The sequence below is a fragment of the Streptomyces sp. NBC_00224 genome (genome assembly GCF_041435195.1).
In the GTDB taxonomy this organism is placed as follows: Bacteria; Actinomycetota; Actinomycetes; order Streptomycetales; family Streptomycetaceae; genus Streptomyces.
The window spans coordinates 1,950,631-1,964,845 of the sequence record NZ_CP108106.1; the positions used below are offsets into that span (position 1 = coordinate 1,950,631).

Here is a 14,215-nt window from a genome sequence, read left to right on the forward strand (position 1 = left end):
CCGTTTCTCCCGCCCGTCGTTGGAGGGTCCCCCATGGCGAAGCGCGCCAAGATCGCCCCGGACGCCGTGCACCATCCCCTGTTCGCCCGCTTCTACGGCCGGTACAGCGAGGCGGCCGACCTGCGGGCGGGCGTCGCCGCACACCGCCGCGAGCTGCTGGCCGGGCTCTCCGGCCGGGTCATCGAGATCGGCGCGGGCAACGGCCTGAACTTCCCGCACTATCCGGGCGGCGTGTCCGAAGTGGTCGCCATCGAGCCCGAGCGCGGGCTGCGCGCGCTGGCCGTCCGGGCGGCGCTGCGCGCGGAGGTGCCGGTCGACGTGGTGCCCGGGGCGGCCGAGGCGCTGCCGGTCAAGAGCGAGGCGTTCGACGCGGCCGTGGTCTCGCTGGTGCTGTGTTCCGTACGCGATGTGGACCGCTCGCTCGCCGAGATCCGCCGGGTCCTGCGCCCCGGCGGCGAGCTGCGGTTCTACGAGCACGTGCGGGCCGAGAGCCGGGCCCTCGCGGCCGTCCAGCGCGCAGCGGACCGGACGCTGTGGCCGCTGCTCCTCGGCGGGTGCCACACCTCGCGCGATCCGCTCGCGGCGATCGAGGCGGCGGGCTTCGAACTGGTCGCGTGCCGCCGGCTGCGGGTGCCCGAGAGGGGGCCGCGGCACCCGGCGTCGCCCCATGTGCTCGGCACGGCACGGCGCCCGGATCCCGGCTGATCCCTTCCCGGCGGATCTCCTGCTTCCGCCGGATGGCCCGGGCCGGTCCGCGCCTCTACTCTCGTATGCCGTACGGGAGTCGGTCCAGCCATGACGCAACGACCCGGGAGGCGGCCTTGTCCACACCCGCAGCGGCCACAGCGGCAACGGAAGGGGTCGCCGCGCGGGCCCGGGCGCTGACCAAGGCGTACGGCACGGGCGAGACGGCGGTCCTGGCACTCGACTCGGTCGACGTGGACATCGCGCGCGGCCGGTTCACCGCGGTCATGGGCCCGTCGGGCTCGGGCAAGTCCACCCTGATGCACTGCCTGGCCGGGCTCGACTCGGTCTCGGCGGGCCAGGTGTGGCTCGGCGACACCGAGATCACCGGGCTCAAGGAGCGCGAGCTGACGCGGCTGCGGCGGGACCGGATCGGCTTTATGTTCCAGGCGTTCAATCTCCTGCCGACGCTCACCGCCGCCGAGAACATCACGCTGCCGATGGACATCGCCGGGCGCAAACCCGACCGGGAGTGGCTGGAACAGGTCATCGACACGCTCGGGCTGCGCGACCGGCTGCGGCACCGGCCCGCCCAGCTCTCCGGCGGCCAGCAGCAGCGGGTGGCGTGCGCGCGGGCGCTGGCGTCCCGCCCTGAGCTGATCTTCGCGGACGAGCCGACCGGCAACCTCGACTCGCGGGCCGGGGCCGAGGTGCTCACCTTCCTGCGGGAGGCCGTGGACCGGCTGGGACAGACGGTGGTCATGGTCACCCACGACCCGGTCGCGGCGGGCCGGTCCGACCTGGTGCTGTTCCTGGCCGACGGGCGGATCGTCGACGAGATGCCCCGGCCGACCGCGGAGGCGGTCCTGGACCGGCTGCGGCTCTTCTCCGGCGGGCCGGGTACGGACACGGCCACCGCCGAGGACGGCAACCCCGGCTTCGACCCGCTGCGGAAGGGCTGAGCGGCCGTGCTGAAGGCGACCCTGCGCAGTTTCCTCGCCCACAAGGGACGGCTGCTGCTGTCCGCGCTCGCGGTGATCCTCTCGGTGGCGTTCGTCGCCGGTTCGCTGATCTTCTCGGACACCGTGGCCCGTACCTTCGACCGGCTCTTCGCCTCGACGTCCGCGGACGTCACGGTCGGGCCGCCCAAGGGCCTCGACGAACGCGTGCCGTCCGGGGTGACCCGTACGGTCCCCGCCTCGCTCGCGGCGAAGCTCGCGGGTGTCGACGGCGTGGCCGCCACGCACGTCGACGCGGCCGTCGAGAACATCACCGTCGTCGACCGCGCCAACGACTCGGTCGGGCCGACCACCGGCGCCCCCACCATCGCCACCAACTGGTACGTCACCGAACGCAGCCCGGTGAAGCTGACCAGCGGCCACGAGCCGCACGGCCCGGGCGAAGCGCTGCTCGACAAGGACACCGCCGACAAGAAGCACGTCCGCGTCGGGGACCCGCTCACCGTGCTGGCCCAGCCCGGCTCCTTCAAGGTCGAGGTCGTCGGCATCGCCACCTTCACCACCACCAACCCCGGTGCGGCGCTGGTGTTCCTGGACACCCCGACCGCGCAGACCCGGCTCCTGGGCAAGGCGGACGCGGCCACCGCCATCTCGGTGGACGCGGCCGCCGGGGTGTCCGACGAGGTGCTCAAGCAGCGCGTCACGGCGGCCGTCGGCGGCTCGTACGAGATCAAGACGGCCGCCCAGCAGGCCAAGTCGGCCGCCGACGAGCTGGGCGGATTCCTCGACGTCATCAAATACGTGATGTTGGGCTTCGCCGGTGTGGCCACGCTCGTGGGCATCTTCCTGATCGTCAACACCTTCTCGATGCTGATCGCCCAACGCACCCGTGAGCTGGGCCTGTTGCGGGCGCTCGGCGCCGACCGGCGGCAGGTGCGCCGGTCGGTGCTGCTCGAAGCGCTGCTGCTCGGCCTGGTCGGCTCCACCCTCGGCCTCGGCGCGGGGATCGGTCTTGCCGCCGGTCTGATGGCGCTGATGGGCGCGTTCGGGATGAAGCTCAGCACCGCCGAGATGGTGATCGGCTGGGGGACGCCGGTGGCGGCGTACGCGGTGGGCGTCGGCGTGACGTTCGTGGCCGCCTATCTGCCCGCCCGCCGGGCCGCCAGGGTCTCCCCCATGGCGGCGCTCGCGGACGCCGAAGTCTCCGGCATCGGGCGGCCGTTGAAGGTGCGGGCCGTGGTGGGATCCGTGCTCACGCTCGCGGGTGCGGCCGCGCTCACGGGGTGCGCCACCTCCACCAGGACCGCCACCTCGTCCTCGCTGCTCGGGCTCGGCGTGGTGCTCACGCTGATCGCGACCGTGGTGGCCGGGCCGCTCCTGGTCCGGCCGGTGATCCGGGTGCTCGGCGCCGCGTTCCCCCGGCTGTACGGTCCGGTGGGCCGGATGAGCCAGCGCAACGCGCTGCGCAACCCGCGCCGCACGGGCGCGACCGCGTCCGCCCTGATGGTGGGCATCGCCCTGGTGGCCGGGCTCTCGGTGGCCAGTGCCTCCATGACCAAGTCGTTCGACCAGCAGATCGACAAGACGCTGGGCGCCGACTTCGTCGTACAGAACGGCAATTTTCAGCCGTTCCCGCAGGAGATCACCGACAAGGTGCGCACGGTGAAGGGCACGGAGACCGTCGTCCGCCAGCGGTTCGCGCCCCTGCGGCTGACGCTGCCCGACGGGAAGACGCCCGAGACGACGGCGTCCGGCTACGACCCCCAGCTCGACGACGTCGCCCACATCACCTATACGGCGGGCGGTTCGGCGGAGGCGCTCGCCCCCGGCAACCTCGCGATGGACCGCACCTACGCGCGCGACCACCGCGTCCGCCTCGGCGACACCCTCCCCGTCACCTTCGCCACCGGCGGCAGGGCACGGCTGCGGGTCGCCGCCCTGACCGACATGGACACCTCGGGCGGCTTCGGCGTGGAGGGCGGGGTGTTCATGGGCCTGGCCACCGTGGAGCGCTACCTTCCGGGCGGCCAGGACGCGGCGGTGTACGTCAACGCGAGCGGCGGCACCGGTGCGGACGAGCTGCGGGCCGCGCTGGACAAGACCCTGGACCCGTATCCGCAGGTGCAGGTGAGGGACCAGGCGGACTACAAGAAGCTGATCCGCGACCAGATCGCGGTAATGCTCTACCTGGTGTACGCGCTGCTCGGCCTGGCGATCGTCATCGCGGTGCTCGGCGTGGTCAACACCCTGGCCCTGTCGGTGGTGGAGCGCACCCGCGAGATCGGGCTGCTGCGCGCCATCGGGCTCTCGCGGGTCCAGCTGCGGCGCATGATCCGGCTGGAGTCGGTGGTGATCGCGGTGTTCGGGGCGCTCCTCGGACTCGTCCTCGGCATGGTGTGGGGCGTGGGAATCCAGCAGGTGCTCGCACTCCAGGGCCTCAAGGCGTTCGCCGTGCCCTGGTCCACGGTGATCGCGGTCGCGGTGGGCGCGGCGGCCGTGGGCCTCCTCGCGGCGCTGCTCCCGGCGCTGCGCGCGTCGCGGATGAACGTGCTGGCGGCGATCGCGCACGAGTAGCGGGCGGCGGGGAGGACGGGCGGAGGCTCGGACGCGGGGGCGGCTTGTGTGCTGCGGGGTGAGCCCGTGACCTCGGGTCTTCCCGGCCTCCGGAGCCTCCCCGAACTGCCATTTTGCCAGTGCTTTACCATGGGTGGACCTACCCACGACTGAAAGGTGTGAGCGTCCGCCCATGGGCGAGCCTCCCAGTACCCGTCCCCGTACCGGTACGCGACATCGCGCGATCCTCCTGGCCCTGCCCGATCATGGGACGGAGGTGAACCGATGACCGAAGTGCTTCTGCTCGTGGTGGCCGTGCTGCTGTCGCTGGCCTGCGGGGCCTTCGTGGCGGCCGAATTCTCCCTCACCACCGTGGAGCGCAGCGAGCTGGAGCGGGCCGTCGAGAGCGGCGAGCGCGGCGCGAGCAGCGCCCTCAAGGCCGTCCGCAGCCTCACCTTCCAGCTTTCCGGCGCGCAGCTCGGCATCACCGTCACCAACCTGGTGATCGGCATGCTCGCCGAGCCGTCGATCGCCAAGCTGATCAGCGGCCCGCTGGGCTCTCTGGGGCTGTCAGACGCCGTTTCCCACTCGGCGGCGCTGGTCCTCGGCACCGCCCTGTCGACCGTCTTCCTGATGGTCGTCGGCGAGCTCGTCCCCAAGAACTGGGCCATCTCCTCGCCGCTGGCGGTGGCGAAGGTCGTCGCCACGCCGCAGCGCGCCTTCAGCGCGGCCTTCCGCCCCTTCATCAGCCACCTCAACAACACCGCCAACCACATGGTGCGCCGTCTGGGCCTGGAGCCCGCCGAGGAGCTGGCCTCCGCCCGCACCCCGCAGGAGCTGGTCGCACTCGCCCGCCACTCTGCCAAGGAGGGCGCCCTCGAAGAGGACACCGCCGAGCTCTTCGTCCGTACGCTCAATCTGGCGGAACTCGACGCCGAGAACGTGATGACGCCCCGTGTGCAGGTCACCGCGCTGGAGGTGCACGCCACCGCCGAGGACGTAGCGAACGCCACGCGCGCGACGGGGCTCTCCCGCTTCCCCGTCTACCGGGGCAGCCTCGACACGGTCGTCGGCATCGCCCACATCAAGGACGTCCTCGCCATCCCCGCCGAACAGCGCCCCCGCCACCCGGTCACCGAGCTGCTGCGCGAGCCGCTGCTCGTACCGGAGACGCTGACCGTGGACCGGCTGCTCGACCAGCTGTACGGACGGCGGACCATGGCCGTGGTCATCGACGAGTACGGCGGTACGGCCGGGGTCGTCACCCTGGAGGACATCGTCGAGGAGGTCGTCGGCGAGGTGCGGGACGAGCACGACCCGCACGAGACGTCCGACCTGGCCCGGGCCGGCGAGGACGCCGACGGGCGCGCGCTCTACTCGGCCGACGGCGCCGCGCGCACCGACCAGCTGGAGGCCATCGGGCTGCGCGTCCCGGAGGGCCCGTACGAGACGCTGGCGGGCCTGATCGCCACCGGGCTGGGCCGGATCCCGGCCCTCGGCGACAGCGTGGAGCTGGCCGGCTGGCGGCTCGACGTCGTCGACGCGTCCGGCCGACGCGCCGCGCGCGTCCTGCTGCACGCGCCGCTGCCCGGCGACGGGGACGGCGAGGACGAGGAGGATGGCTCCCGCCGCCGCAGGGAGCACCGGGGCGCGGGGCGCCGCGGGCAGGACGGGCACCGGAGGCACGGGGGTGCTCGGCGCGGCAGGGGTGCGCGGCGCGACGGCCGCGACGGTTCCGGTGACCGCGAGGGGCCTGAGGGTTCCGAGGGGCCTGAGGGCTCCGTCGGGCCTGAGGGCTCCGTCGGGCCTGAGGGCTCCGAGGCTCCGGGCGACGAGGGGGCCGGCCGATGACCGTCATCCAGTTGCTGATCGGTCTGGCGACGCTGGTCGTCAACGCCTTCTTCGTCGGCGCCGAGTTCGCGCTGATCTCGGTGCGCCGCAGCCAGGTCGAACCGCTCGCCGAGCAGGGCAACCGCCGTGCGCGCAGCGTGATCTGGGGTCTGGAGCACGTCTCCGCGCTGATGGCGGCGGCGCAGCTGGGCATCACGCTGTGCACCCTGGTGCTCGGCGTGGTCGCCGAGCCCGCCATCGAGCACCTCCTGGAGCCGGTGTTCCACCTGGTCGGGATGCCCGACGGCGCGGCGCGCCCGGTCTCCTTCTTCATCGCGCTGGCGCTCGCCACCTATCTCCACATGCTGCTCGGCGAGATGGTGCCGAAGAACATCGCGCTGGCCGAGCCGGCCAGGACCGCGCTGCTGCTCGGCCCACCGCTGGTGACGCTCGCCCGGGCGCTGCGCCCGGTGATCTTCGCGATCAACGCCTTCGCCAACACCCTGCTCAAGCTGTTGCGGGTGGAGACCAAGAACGAGGTCGCGGCGACGTTCTCCGACGACGAGCTGGCCCGGATGGTCCGGGACGCGGGCGACGCCGGGCTGCTCGACGACCGGGCCGCCGAGCGGCTGCACGACGCCCTGGAGCTGGGGCGCCGCCCCGTCCAGGACGTGGTCGTCCCGCTGGAGAAGGTCGTGCACACCCCGGTCGGCACGACCCCGGAGGAGCTGGAGCGGCTCGCCGCCCTGTCGGGCTTCTCCCGCTTCCCGGTCGTGGACGCGGGCAACCGCATCCTCGGCTATCTGCACGTCAAGGACGCGCTCGACGCGACCCCGCGCGACGTGCCGTTCCCGGTGACGGCCCTGTGGCCGATCGCCCGGGTCCGGACGTCGACGCCGCTCGACGACGTGCTGACCGCCATGCGCCGCAGCCGTACGCACCTCGCGGCGGTGCTCGACGAGGACGGACGGCTGTCGGGCCTGGTCACGATGGAGGACGTCCTGCGCGAGCTGGTCGGCAGACCGGACACGGCGTAGGACGGACGCGCTCGGGGGCGGCGGGGCGCCGCCTATACAACGGGCTTGGCGGCGCTTTCGGTTCCCGGTGCCTTCGCCGGCTCGGCGGGGGCGTCGGGTCCCGTGGTCTCGGTGAGGCCCGGGCCCGGCCGCCCCAGGCTCGACGAGCCGACGGCCATCAGCACGGAGAGCAGCGTCGCCAGACCCGCGGTGGCGAGCGCCGCCTTCCAGTCCACGTCGAACAGGTTGGTCGCCCCGGCCGTCAGGACCGCCGCGAGCGACTGGGCGAACGTCCGGATGGCCCGCTCGGCAGTGGCCTTCCAGAAGGCTTTGGTGAACATGGAACGCTCGCTCTCTCGTACGTGTTGGTCAGTGCGCGATCAAGTGGTCTGGATACAAAGGGAGTTGAGGGTACGGGATGTGACGTGAGCGGAGTTCAGGTCAGCGGAGTTGAGGTGTTCCTGGCATACCGCGTAACGCCCCGCGCCGACAGGGCCCGCGCGGCGGGGATCGGCCGAGTTCGCCCAGGGGACGTGTCATGAGCCGCAGCCGACGCCGTCGGCGGGTACGAGCCCGCCGAGTACAAGCGGCGGGCTGCCGGGTACGAGCGGCGGGTCAGAGCGACGTCGCGGCCAGCCACGCGTCGAGCGCCTCGCGCTCGCCCGTGACCGTGAACTCCTCGTCGCCGGGCGCCCGGCGCCCGTACACGAGCAGCAGCAGTTCGCCCGCCGCGCCCTCGACGGTGACGGTGGCGTCGCCCCCAGAGGCGTCGGACCCGCTCGCGCCGTGTGCGGCGTTCTCCCACCGGAAACCGCTCCCGCCGCCGAGGACGACCGTCCAGGCGGCACCCGTGTCGGTGGCGCGCAGCCGCAGGAACGCGCCGTCGCGGCCGAGCGCGGCCGCGGGCTCCGCGAGCCGCCCGAGGAACGGCAGGTTCTCCAGGAACTCCTCGATGCCGTCGGCCGCCGTACACGCCTCGACGCGCGGCGTGCGCCCCAGCGCCAGCTCGGCGTCGGCGAGGTGCACCACGGCCTCGAAGAGCAGCCGCCGGGCGAAGAACCGGACGTGCTGGTCGGCGCCGGGCGACCACATCGGGGTCTCGGGGTCGGCCGAGCGCAGTACCTTCAGCGACTCCTCGGCCGCGGCCGCCAGCCAGTCCGGACAGTCCTCCTCCTCGTCCGGCAGCTCCAGCGGCACGTCCCGCGACCAGACACGCTCGGTGACCCGATGGCGTACGAGATGGGCGATCCAGCGGTGCGTGGTGCCGTGGTGGCGGGTGAGGTCGGCGAAGGTCCAGCCCGGGCAGCCTGGCACCTCGGTCGCGGGATCGACGGCCCGCACGGTCTCGACGAACCGCCGCACGTGCGCCTCGACCGCGTCGCAGTACAGCTCGTGCTGGTCCTCGTCGAGCCCGAAGCCGTCGCCGACCTTGAGGAGGTCGTCGCGCCAGGGCCCGGCCGGTTCGCGCAGCGCGGCCGCACGGAACAGCGCGGCCAGCCGCCGTCGGTCCGCCGGAGCAAGTCGGTCCAGGACGTACGCGCTGCCCTCCAGCCACTTCACCGCGGTGTCGGGGTCGAGCACGTCGTCCTCGCAGGTGTCCACCGCGGTGACCAGCCCCGCCAGCGCCTCCGCCAGCGCCTGTTCGAGCGCCTCGCTCATCCGCTTCCCCCTTGCCGTCTCCACCCGGACCGCGTGACACTACCGCGCGGTACGATCACTCCGCCATGGAGATGAATGCCAGCTACACAAGCTTTGTCGCAATCGGCGATTCCTTTACCGAGGGCATGTCCGACCTCCTGCCCGACGGCTCCTACCGCGGCTGGGCGGATCTGCTCGCGGCCCGGCTCGCCGCCCGGACGCCCGGCTTCCGTTACGCCAATCTCGCCGTACGCGGAAAGCTCATCGGCCAGATCGTCGACGAGCAGGTCGAGCCCGCGGCCGCGATGCGGGCGGACGTGGTGACCCTGGTGGGCGGCCTCAACGACGCCCTGCGGCCCAAGTACGACATGGACAGGGTGCGCGGGCACCTCACCGAGGCCGTCGAGAAACTGGCGCCGTCCTGCGGCCGGCTCGTCCTGATGCGCAGCCCCGGCCGCAACGGCCCGGTGATGGAACGCTTCCGCCCCCGTATGGAAGAGCTCTTCTCGCACATCGAAGGCCTCGCCGCCAAGCACGGCGCGCTCGTCGTCGACCTGTACGGCGCGGCCGTGCTCGGCGATCCGCGCCTGTGGGACGTCGACCGCCTCCATCTGACCGGCGAGGGCCACCGCCGGGTGGCCGAGGCGGTCTGGCAGAAGCTCGGGCTCCCGGCCGAGGACGACTGGCTCGCCCCGCTGCCGCGCGGGCCGCAGCCGCGCTGGGCGACGCGCCGCGTGGCCGACGCGCGGTTCGCCCGGCAGCACCTCGCCCCGTGGATCGGCCGCCGCCTCACCGGCAGGTCCTCGGGCGACGGCCGCCCGGCGAAGCGCCCGGAGCTCCTGCCGTACGACACGACCCCACAGGCGGACGGGGAGCCGGGGACGGCGTCCGGCGACGTGACCGCGCTCTCGTAGCAAGCCACAAACCGGGCCGGGGCGCTGGCCTGCAGAAATCGCCAGTAGAATCTGGTCACGTGACTGCTGTGTCTGCGAAGCCTCGCATCCCCAATGTCCTGGCCGGCCGCTACGCCTCCACGGAGCTGGCCGTCCTCTGGTCCCCCGAGCAGAAGGTGAAGCTGGAGCGTCAGCTCTGGCTCGCCGTGCTGCGCGCGCAGAAGGACCTCGGGATCGAGGTGCCGGACGCCGCCCTCACCGACTACGAGCGCGTACTCGACCAGGTCGACCTCGCGTCGATCGCCGAGCGCGAGAAGGTCACCCGCCACGATGTGAAGGCCCGGATCGAGGAGTTCAACGCCCTCGCCGGACACGAGCAGGTCCACAAGGGCATGACCTCCCGCGACCTGACCGAGAACGTCGAGCAGCTCCAGATCCGGCTCTCCCTTGAGCTGATGCGCGACCGGACCGTGGCGGTCCTGGCCCGGCTCGGCAAGCTCTCCGGCGAGTACGCGGAGCTGGTCATGGCGGGCCGCTCGCACAACGTCGCGGCGCAGGCCACCACCCTGGGCAAGCGCTTCGCCACCGCCGCCGACGAGCTGCTCGTCGCCTACGGCCGCCTGGAGGAGCTGCTCGCGCGCTACCCGCTGCGCGGCATCAAGGGCCCGGTGGGCACCGCCCAGGACATGCTCGACCTGCTCGGCGGCGACGCCGCGAAGCTCGCCGAGCTCGAACAGCGCATCGCCGGGCACCTCGGCTTCGCCCACGCCTTCACCTCCGTCGGTCAGGTCTACCCGCGCTCGCTGGACTACGACGTCGTGACCGCCCTGGTGCAGCTCGCCGCCGCCCCCTCCTCGGTCGCCAAGACGATCCGGCTGATGGCCGGACACGAGCTGGTCACCGAGGGCTTCAAGCCCGGCCAGGTCGGCTCGTCCGCGATGCCGCACAAGATGAACACCCGCTCCTGCGAGCGCGTCAACGGCCTGATGGTCATCCTGCGCGGCTACGCCTCGATGACCGGCGAGCTCGCCGGTGACCAGTGGAACGAGGGCGACGTCTCCTGCTCGGTCGTCCGCCGCATCGCGCTGCCCGACGCGTTCTTCGCCTTCGACGGCCTGCTTGAGACCTTCCTCACCGTGCTCGACGAGTTCGGCGCCTTCCCCGCCGTCGTGGCCCGCGAGCTGGACCGCTACCTTCCCTTCCTCGCCACCACCAAGGTGCTGATGGCGGCCGTGCGCGCCGGGGTCGGCCGTGAGGCCGCGCACGAGGTCATCAAGGAGCACGCCGTCGCGTCCGCGCTGGCCATGCGCGAGCAGGGCGCCGAGCGCAATGAACTCCTCGACAAGCTGGCCGCCGACGACCGCATGCCGCTCGACCGCGCCCAGCTCGACGCCCTGATGGCCGACAAGCTGTCCTTCACCGGCGCCGCGGGCGACCAGGTCGCCGTTCTGGTCTCCCGTATCGAGGCGATCGTCAAGCAGCACCCGACCGCCGCCGCGTACACCCCCGGCTCGATCCTCTGACCGGGCCCACCCCCCTTCCACGGGTCTTCCCATGACTCCTGAGGAACTCCAGGCCGCTCGCGACAACGTCATCCCCGACGTGGCCGCGGGCGGCCTGTCCGTGCTCTTCTGCGGCATCAACCCGAGCCTGATGTCCGGCGCCACCGGCCACCACTTCGCCCGGCCGGGCAACCGCTTCTGGCCGGTCCTGCACCTCTCGGGCTTCACCCCGCGCCAGCTGAAGCCCTGGGAGCAGAACGAGTTGCTCACCTACGGCCTCGGCATCACCAACGTCGTCGCCCGGGCCACCGCCCGAGCCGACGAGCTGAGCCCCGAGGAGTTCCGCGAGGGCGGCCGCATCCTCACCGCCAAGGTCGAACAACTCCGCCCGCGCTACCTCGCCGTCGTCGGCGTCACCGCCTACCGCACCGCCTTCGACGACCGCAAGGCCCGGATAGGCCCCCAGACCCGCACCATCGGCGAGACCCGCGTCTGGGCCCTCCCCAACCCCAGCGGTCTGAACGCCCACTGGACGGCCCAGACGATGGCCGAGGAGTACGGCCGACTCCGAGCGGCTGCGGAAGCCGACACAGACACCGCCACCGCCTGACCACCGACAGCCCGGCGGCCAGCAGCCAGCAGCCAGCAGCCCGGCGTATCGGCACCTTGCCCCGGTCTAGAGCGTGCGGCCCCAGATCCTGGCCCAGCGCTCGTGGCCCGCCTGCAGCACCACCGGGTCGGGCTCGGCATCACGCGAGTCCAGCGCGACCCCGCACACCCGGCAGAGCTCGTACACCTCCCGGCCGTTGAACCACCGCACCACCCCGTTGTTCCCCACACACGCCCGGCACGCCGGGGCTTCCCCAGGGACGAGCGTGGAGCCAAGGACACGCTCCGCCACTACCGGCAGGGGCTCGGTGGGATGGAATCCAGGGTCGGGACAGTGGACAAGACTCCCGCCGCTCCCCCGTCCGACGTCCCGCCAACTCCCGTCCGCCCGAGTGTCCCTCCGCCCGGACGCCTTCTCCCTCCGACGCCGCGCCACATACGCCGCCTCGTCCTCCAGCCACAGGACCCGGGCCGTCTGCAACTCCTCGACCGCCCGCACCAGCGCACCCGGATCGGACTCCAGCCGCGCGGGCACCCCCGCGCTACGGCACAGATGGTGGTAGGTCGCCCGGAACCCGTACGGCGCGAACATCACCACACACGTCCGCAGGCTCGCGTGCCGCGCACGCGCCGACAGCCGCGTGTCATGCACCCGTTGACGATGTGTCGCGAAACCGCTCATCCGGCGAGATTAGGTCCCGCCCCGATCGAGCCGCATCCGACTTACGTGGCACGGCCACCGAGCCTCCGCCCAACACCGCCGAGCCCCCGAGCACCGCCCCGGCCCACCCCCTTCCCTCACCCCGCTGCTTGCGGCCCCCGCCTCCGCAGGCGGATGTCCGTGTCCATGGCATAGCTCTGCGTCCAGGTGCGGCCCGCGTCCGACTTCCAGGTGACGTGCGCCGTCGAGATGGCCCCGTCCACCTTGACGCGGTCCACGGTCATCGACCGGTCGCCGTCCCGTACATCACCGCGCCGCAGGTCCTGCGCCTTGACCGACACGGGCTCGCTCGGCGCCAGGTTCTCCGCTTCGTCCGCCGCCCGTACCAGCGCCGCTGCCAGCTCCCGGGCCTGTGCGGGGGTGAACTCGCCGACCGACGCCTCACCACCGCCCGCGTAGCCGGTCATCTGCACCACGCCGTCCGCCACGACGGACACTTCCGTCGTCCCGCCGCCCAGATCCGCCACTGCGTACGTCATCACGATCTCCTCACCCGCCGGCAAGAGACGGCGACGCCCCAGGACGTTACGCCACGTCGGCCCACCGCCCCGTCACCCGGCGGCCCCGCCGTGGCCTCCTACGGCGTCACGGCGGATCGACCTCCGTCACCACCGCCATCAGCTGGAACTCCAGTTCCGTGTCCCACTGCGAGACCCCGACGGCGACCCAGTGGCGGTCCGCCCGCCAGAGGTGGAGGTACGGGACGCTGTTGCTCAGCTCGCCCCATGGCTCGGCTATCTCCTCTCCTTCCATGCCCCGGGTCAGCACGCTCCAGAGGCTGAACATCTGCGCCGCGCCCCACCGCTCGCTCAGCAGCTCGGCCAGGGCCTCGCACTCCGCTTCGTACTGCTCTTCCACTTCGACGCGTCTGCCGCCGTCGTCGTCCCAGAAGTCCTCGCTGGTGCTGAGCTCCACCAGGTGGTAGCCGGGTCCGCTGGTGATCGCCCCCGACCGGCCGCGCTCCGCGGGGAAGTCGCGGACGCGCAGCAGATCGATGACTTCGAGATGCCGTGCGGTGGTCATGCAGTCAGTAAACCCGCCGCCACTGACAATTGGCCTCTCAGGCGTCCCGCCGCCGCAGCGCCCACCAGCCCGCCACCACGGCCAGCCCGCTCCACCCCACGAGCACCGCCATACCGCTCCAGGCCCCCAACGGTCCTTCCGGGTGGAGCAGCAGGATCTGCCGGCCGGCCCGGTCCGGCAGGAAGTCCGCGGCACCGCCGCCCTGCGATACGTCCCCGACCACGAAGGGCACGATCAGGAACAACGGTACGAGGATGCTCATCGCGCCGGTGACACTGCGCAGCAGGGCCGCGAGGCCCGCGGCCAGCAGGCTGAGCAGGGCGAGGTAGAGGGCGCAGCCGACCACCGCCTGTAGCGCTCCAGGATCACCAATGCCCCTGCCGAACCCCTTGTCCATGAGCGCCTGGCCGGACAGGAACGAGGTCAGACTGGTGACGAAGCCGACGGCGAAGACAAGACCGCCGATCACGGCCAGCTTCGCTCCGTAGAACAGCCCCCGGTTGGGCACGGCGCCGAGCGAGACGCGTATCCCCCCGTTCTTGTACTCCGCGGCCATCGCTATCGCCCCGAAGGTGAGCGCCGCCATCTGCCCGAAGTTCAGGCCGTAGTAGGAGAACAGGACGGGGTCGAAGTCGGTGCTGTCGGGCTCCGGGCGGCCCAGCGTGGCGCAGACGAGGATGGTCAGCCCGGCTGTCGTCAGGAACACCGATATCAGCGAGCCGACGAGGGACCGCAGCGAGCGGACCTTGATCCACTCGGCGTGGAGAACTGCGGGGAACGACACGGC

At 72.3% G+C, this 14,215-nt stretch carries 14 protein-coding genes; 8 read left to right on the forward strand and 6 right to left on the reverse strand.

Annotation, left to right across the window (positions count from 1 at the left end):
- Positions 1-33: 33 nt before the first annotated feature.
- The 5 genes from OG965_RS08685 (at position 34) to OG965_RS08705 (ending at position 7,063) form a co-directional block, all read left to right on the forward strand.
- Positions 34-705 (forward strand): class I SAM-dependent methyltransferase, encoded by a 672-nt coding sequence (locus tag OG965_RS08685; protein ID WP_371650856.1) that lies wholly within the window; start codon positions 34-36, stop codon positions 703-705.
- A gap of 116 nt (positions 706-821) precedes the next feature.
- Positions 822-1,646 (forward strand): ABC transporter ATP-binding protein, encoded by an 825-nt coding sequence (locus OG965_RS08690; RefSeq protein ID WP_371650858.1) that lies wholly within the window; start codon positions 822-824, stop codon positions 1,644-1,646.
- 6 nt (positions 1,647-1,652) lie between these two features.
- Positions 1,653-4,217 carry an ABC transporter permease gene (locus OG965_RS08695; protein WP_371650860.1) on the forward strand — a complete coding sequence of 855 codons (2,565 nt, stop codon included), beginning with the start codon at positions 1,653-1,655 and terminating at the stop codon, positions 4,215-4,217.
- 264 nt (positions 4,218-4,481) lie between these two features.
- On the forward strand, positions 4,482-6,047 hold the full coding sequence (locus OG965_RS08700) for a hemolysin family protein (protein WP_371650862.1): 1,566 nt from the start codon (positions 4,482-4,484) through the stop codon (positions 6,045-6,047).
- Positions 6,044-7,063: a hemolysin family protein gene (locus tag OG965_RS08705; RefSeq protein ID WP_371650864.1), complete on the forward strand. Its 1,020-nt coding sequence runs from the start codon at positions 6,044-6,046 to the stop codon at positions 7,061-7,063. Before OG965_RS08700 ends, OG965_RS08705 begins: the two co-directional genes overlap by 4 nt.
- A gap of 32 nt (positions 7,064-7,095) precedes the next feature.
- Here the strand turns inward: OG965_RS08705 and OG965_RS08710 are convergent, their stop codons facing one another.
- Complete coding sequence (locus tag OG965_RS08710) at positions 7,096-7,383, reverse strand: holin (RefSeq protein WP_371650866.1); 288 nt, start codon at positions 7,381-7,383, stop codon at positions 7,096-7,098.
- Positions 7,384-7,657: 274 nt separating this feature from the next.
- Positions 7,658-8,701 carry a maleylpyruvate isomerase family mycothiol-dependent enzyme gene (locus OG965_RS08715; protein WP_371650867.1) on the reverse strand — a complete coding sequence of 348 codons (1,044 nt, stop codon included), beginning with the start codon at positions 8,699-8,701 and terminating at the stop codon, positions 7,658-7,660.
- A gap of 65 nt (positions 8,702-8,766) precedes the next feature.
- Between OG965_RS08715 and OG965_RS08720 the strand changes: the two genes are divergently transcribed.
- Genes OG965_RS08720 through mug form a run of 3 tightly spaced genes read left to right on the forward strand, consistent with a single transcriptional unit; the run spans position 8,767 to position 11,685 of the window.
- The gene (locus tag OG965_RS08720; RefSeq protein WP_371650869.1) at positions 8,767-9,594 is read left to right on the forward strand and encodes an SGNH/GDSL hydrolase family protein; all 828 of its coding nucleotides are present in this window, start codon (positions 8,767-8,769) and stop codon (positions 9,592-9,594) included.
- A 59-nt stretch (positions 9,595-9,653) separates the two neighbouring features.
- Entirely contained in the window at positions 9,654-11,096 is a 1,443-nt protein-coding gene (purB, locus tag OG965_RS08725) for an adenylosuccinate lyase (protein WP_371650871.1), read from the forward strand.
- Positions 11,097-11,127: 31 nt separating this feature from the next.
- The gene (gene mug / locus OG965_RS08730) at positions 11,128-11,685 is read left to right on the forward strand and encodes a G/U mismatch-specific DNA glycosylase (protein WP_371650873.1); all 558 of its coding nucleotides are present in this window, start codon (positions 11,128-11,130) and stop codon (positions 11,683-11,685) included.
- Positions 11,686-11,751: 66 nt separating this feature from the next.
- Here mug and OG965_RS08735 read toward each other — a convergent pair whose 3' ends face one another.
- The 4 genes from OG965_RS08735 to OG965_RS08750 form a co-directional block, all read right to left on the reverse strand.
- Positions 11,752-12,336: a hypothetical protein gene (locus OG965_RS08735; protein ID WP_371650875.1), complete on the reverse strand. Its 585-nt coding sequence runs from the start codon at positions 12,334-12,336 to the stop codon at positions 11,752-11,754.
- Between the two features lie 146 nt (positions 12,337-12,482).
- On the reverse strand, positions 12,483-12,884 hold the full coding sequence (locus tag OG965_RS08740; protein WP_371650877.1) for a hypothetical protein: 402 nt from the start codon (positions 12,882-12,884) through the stop codon (positions 12,483-12,485).
- A 106-nt stretch (positions 12,885-12,990) separates the two neighbouring features.
- Positions 12,991-13,428, reverse strand: a complete 438-nt coding sequence (locus OG965_RS08745) for a hypothetical protein (RefSeq protein ID WP_371650879.1) — start codon at positions 13,426-13,428, stop codon at positions 12,991-12,993.
- 37 nt (positions 13,429-13,465) lie between these two features.
- Positions 13,466-14,212, reverse strand: a complete 747-nt coding sequence (locus OG965_RS08750) for an ABC transporter permease (protein WP_371650881.1) — start codon at positions 14,210-14,212, stop codon at positions 13,466-13,468.
- Positions 14,213-14,215 lie beyond the last annotated feature (3 nt).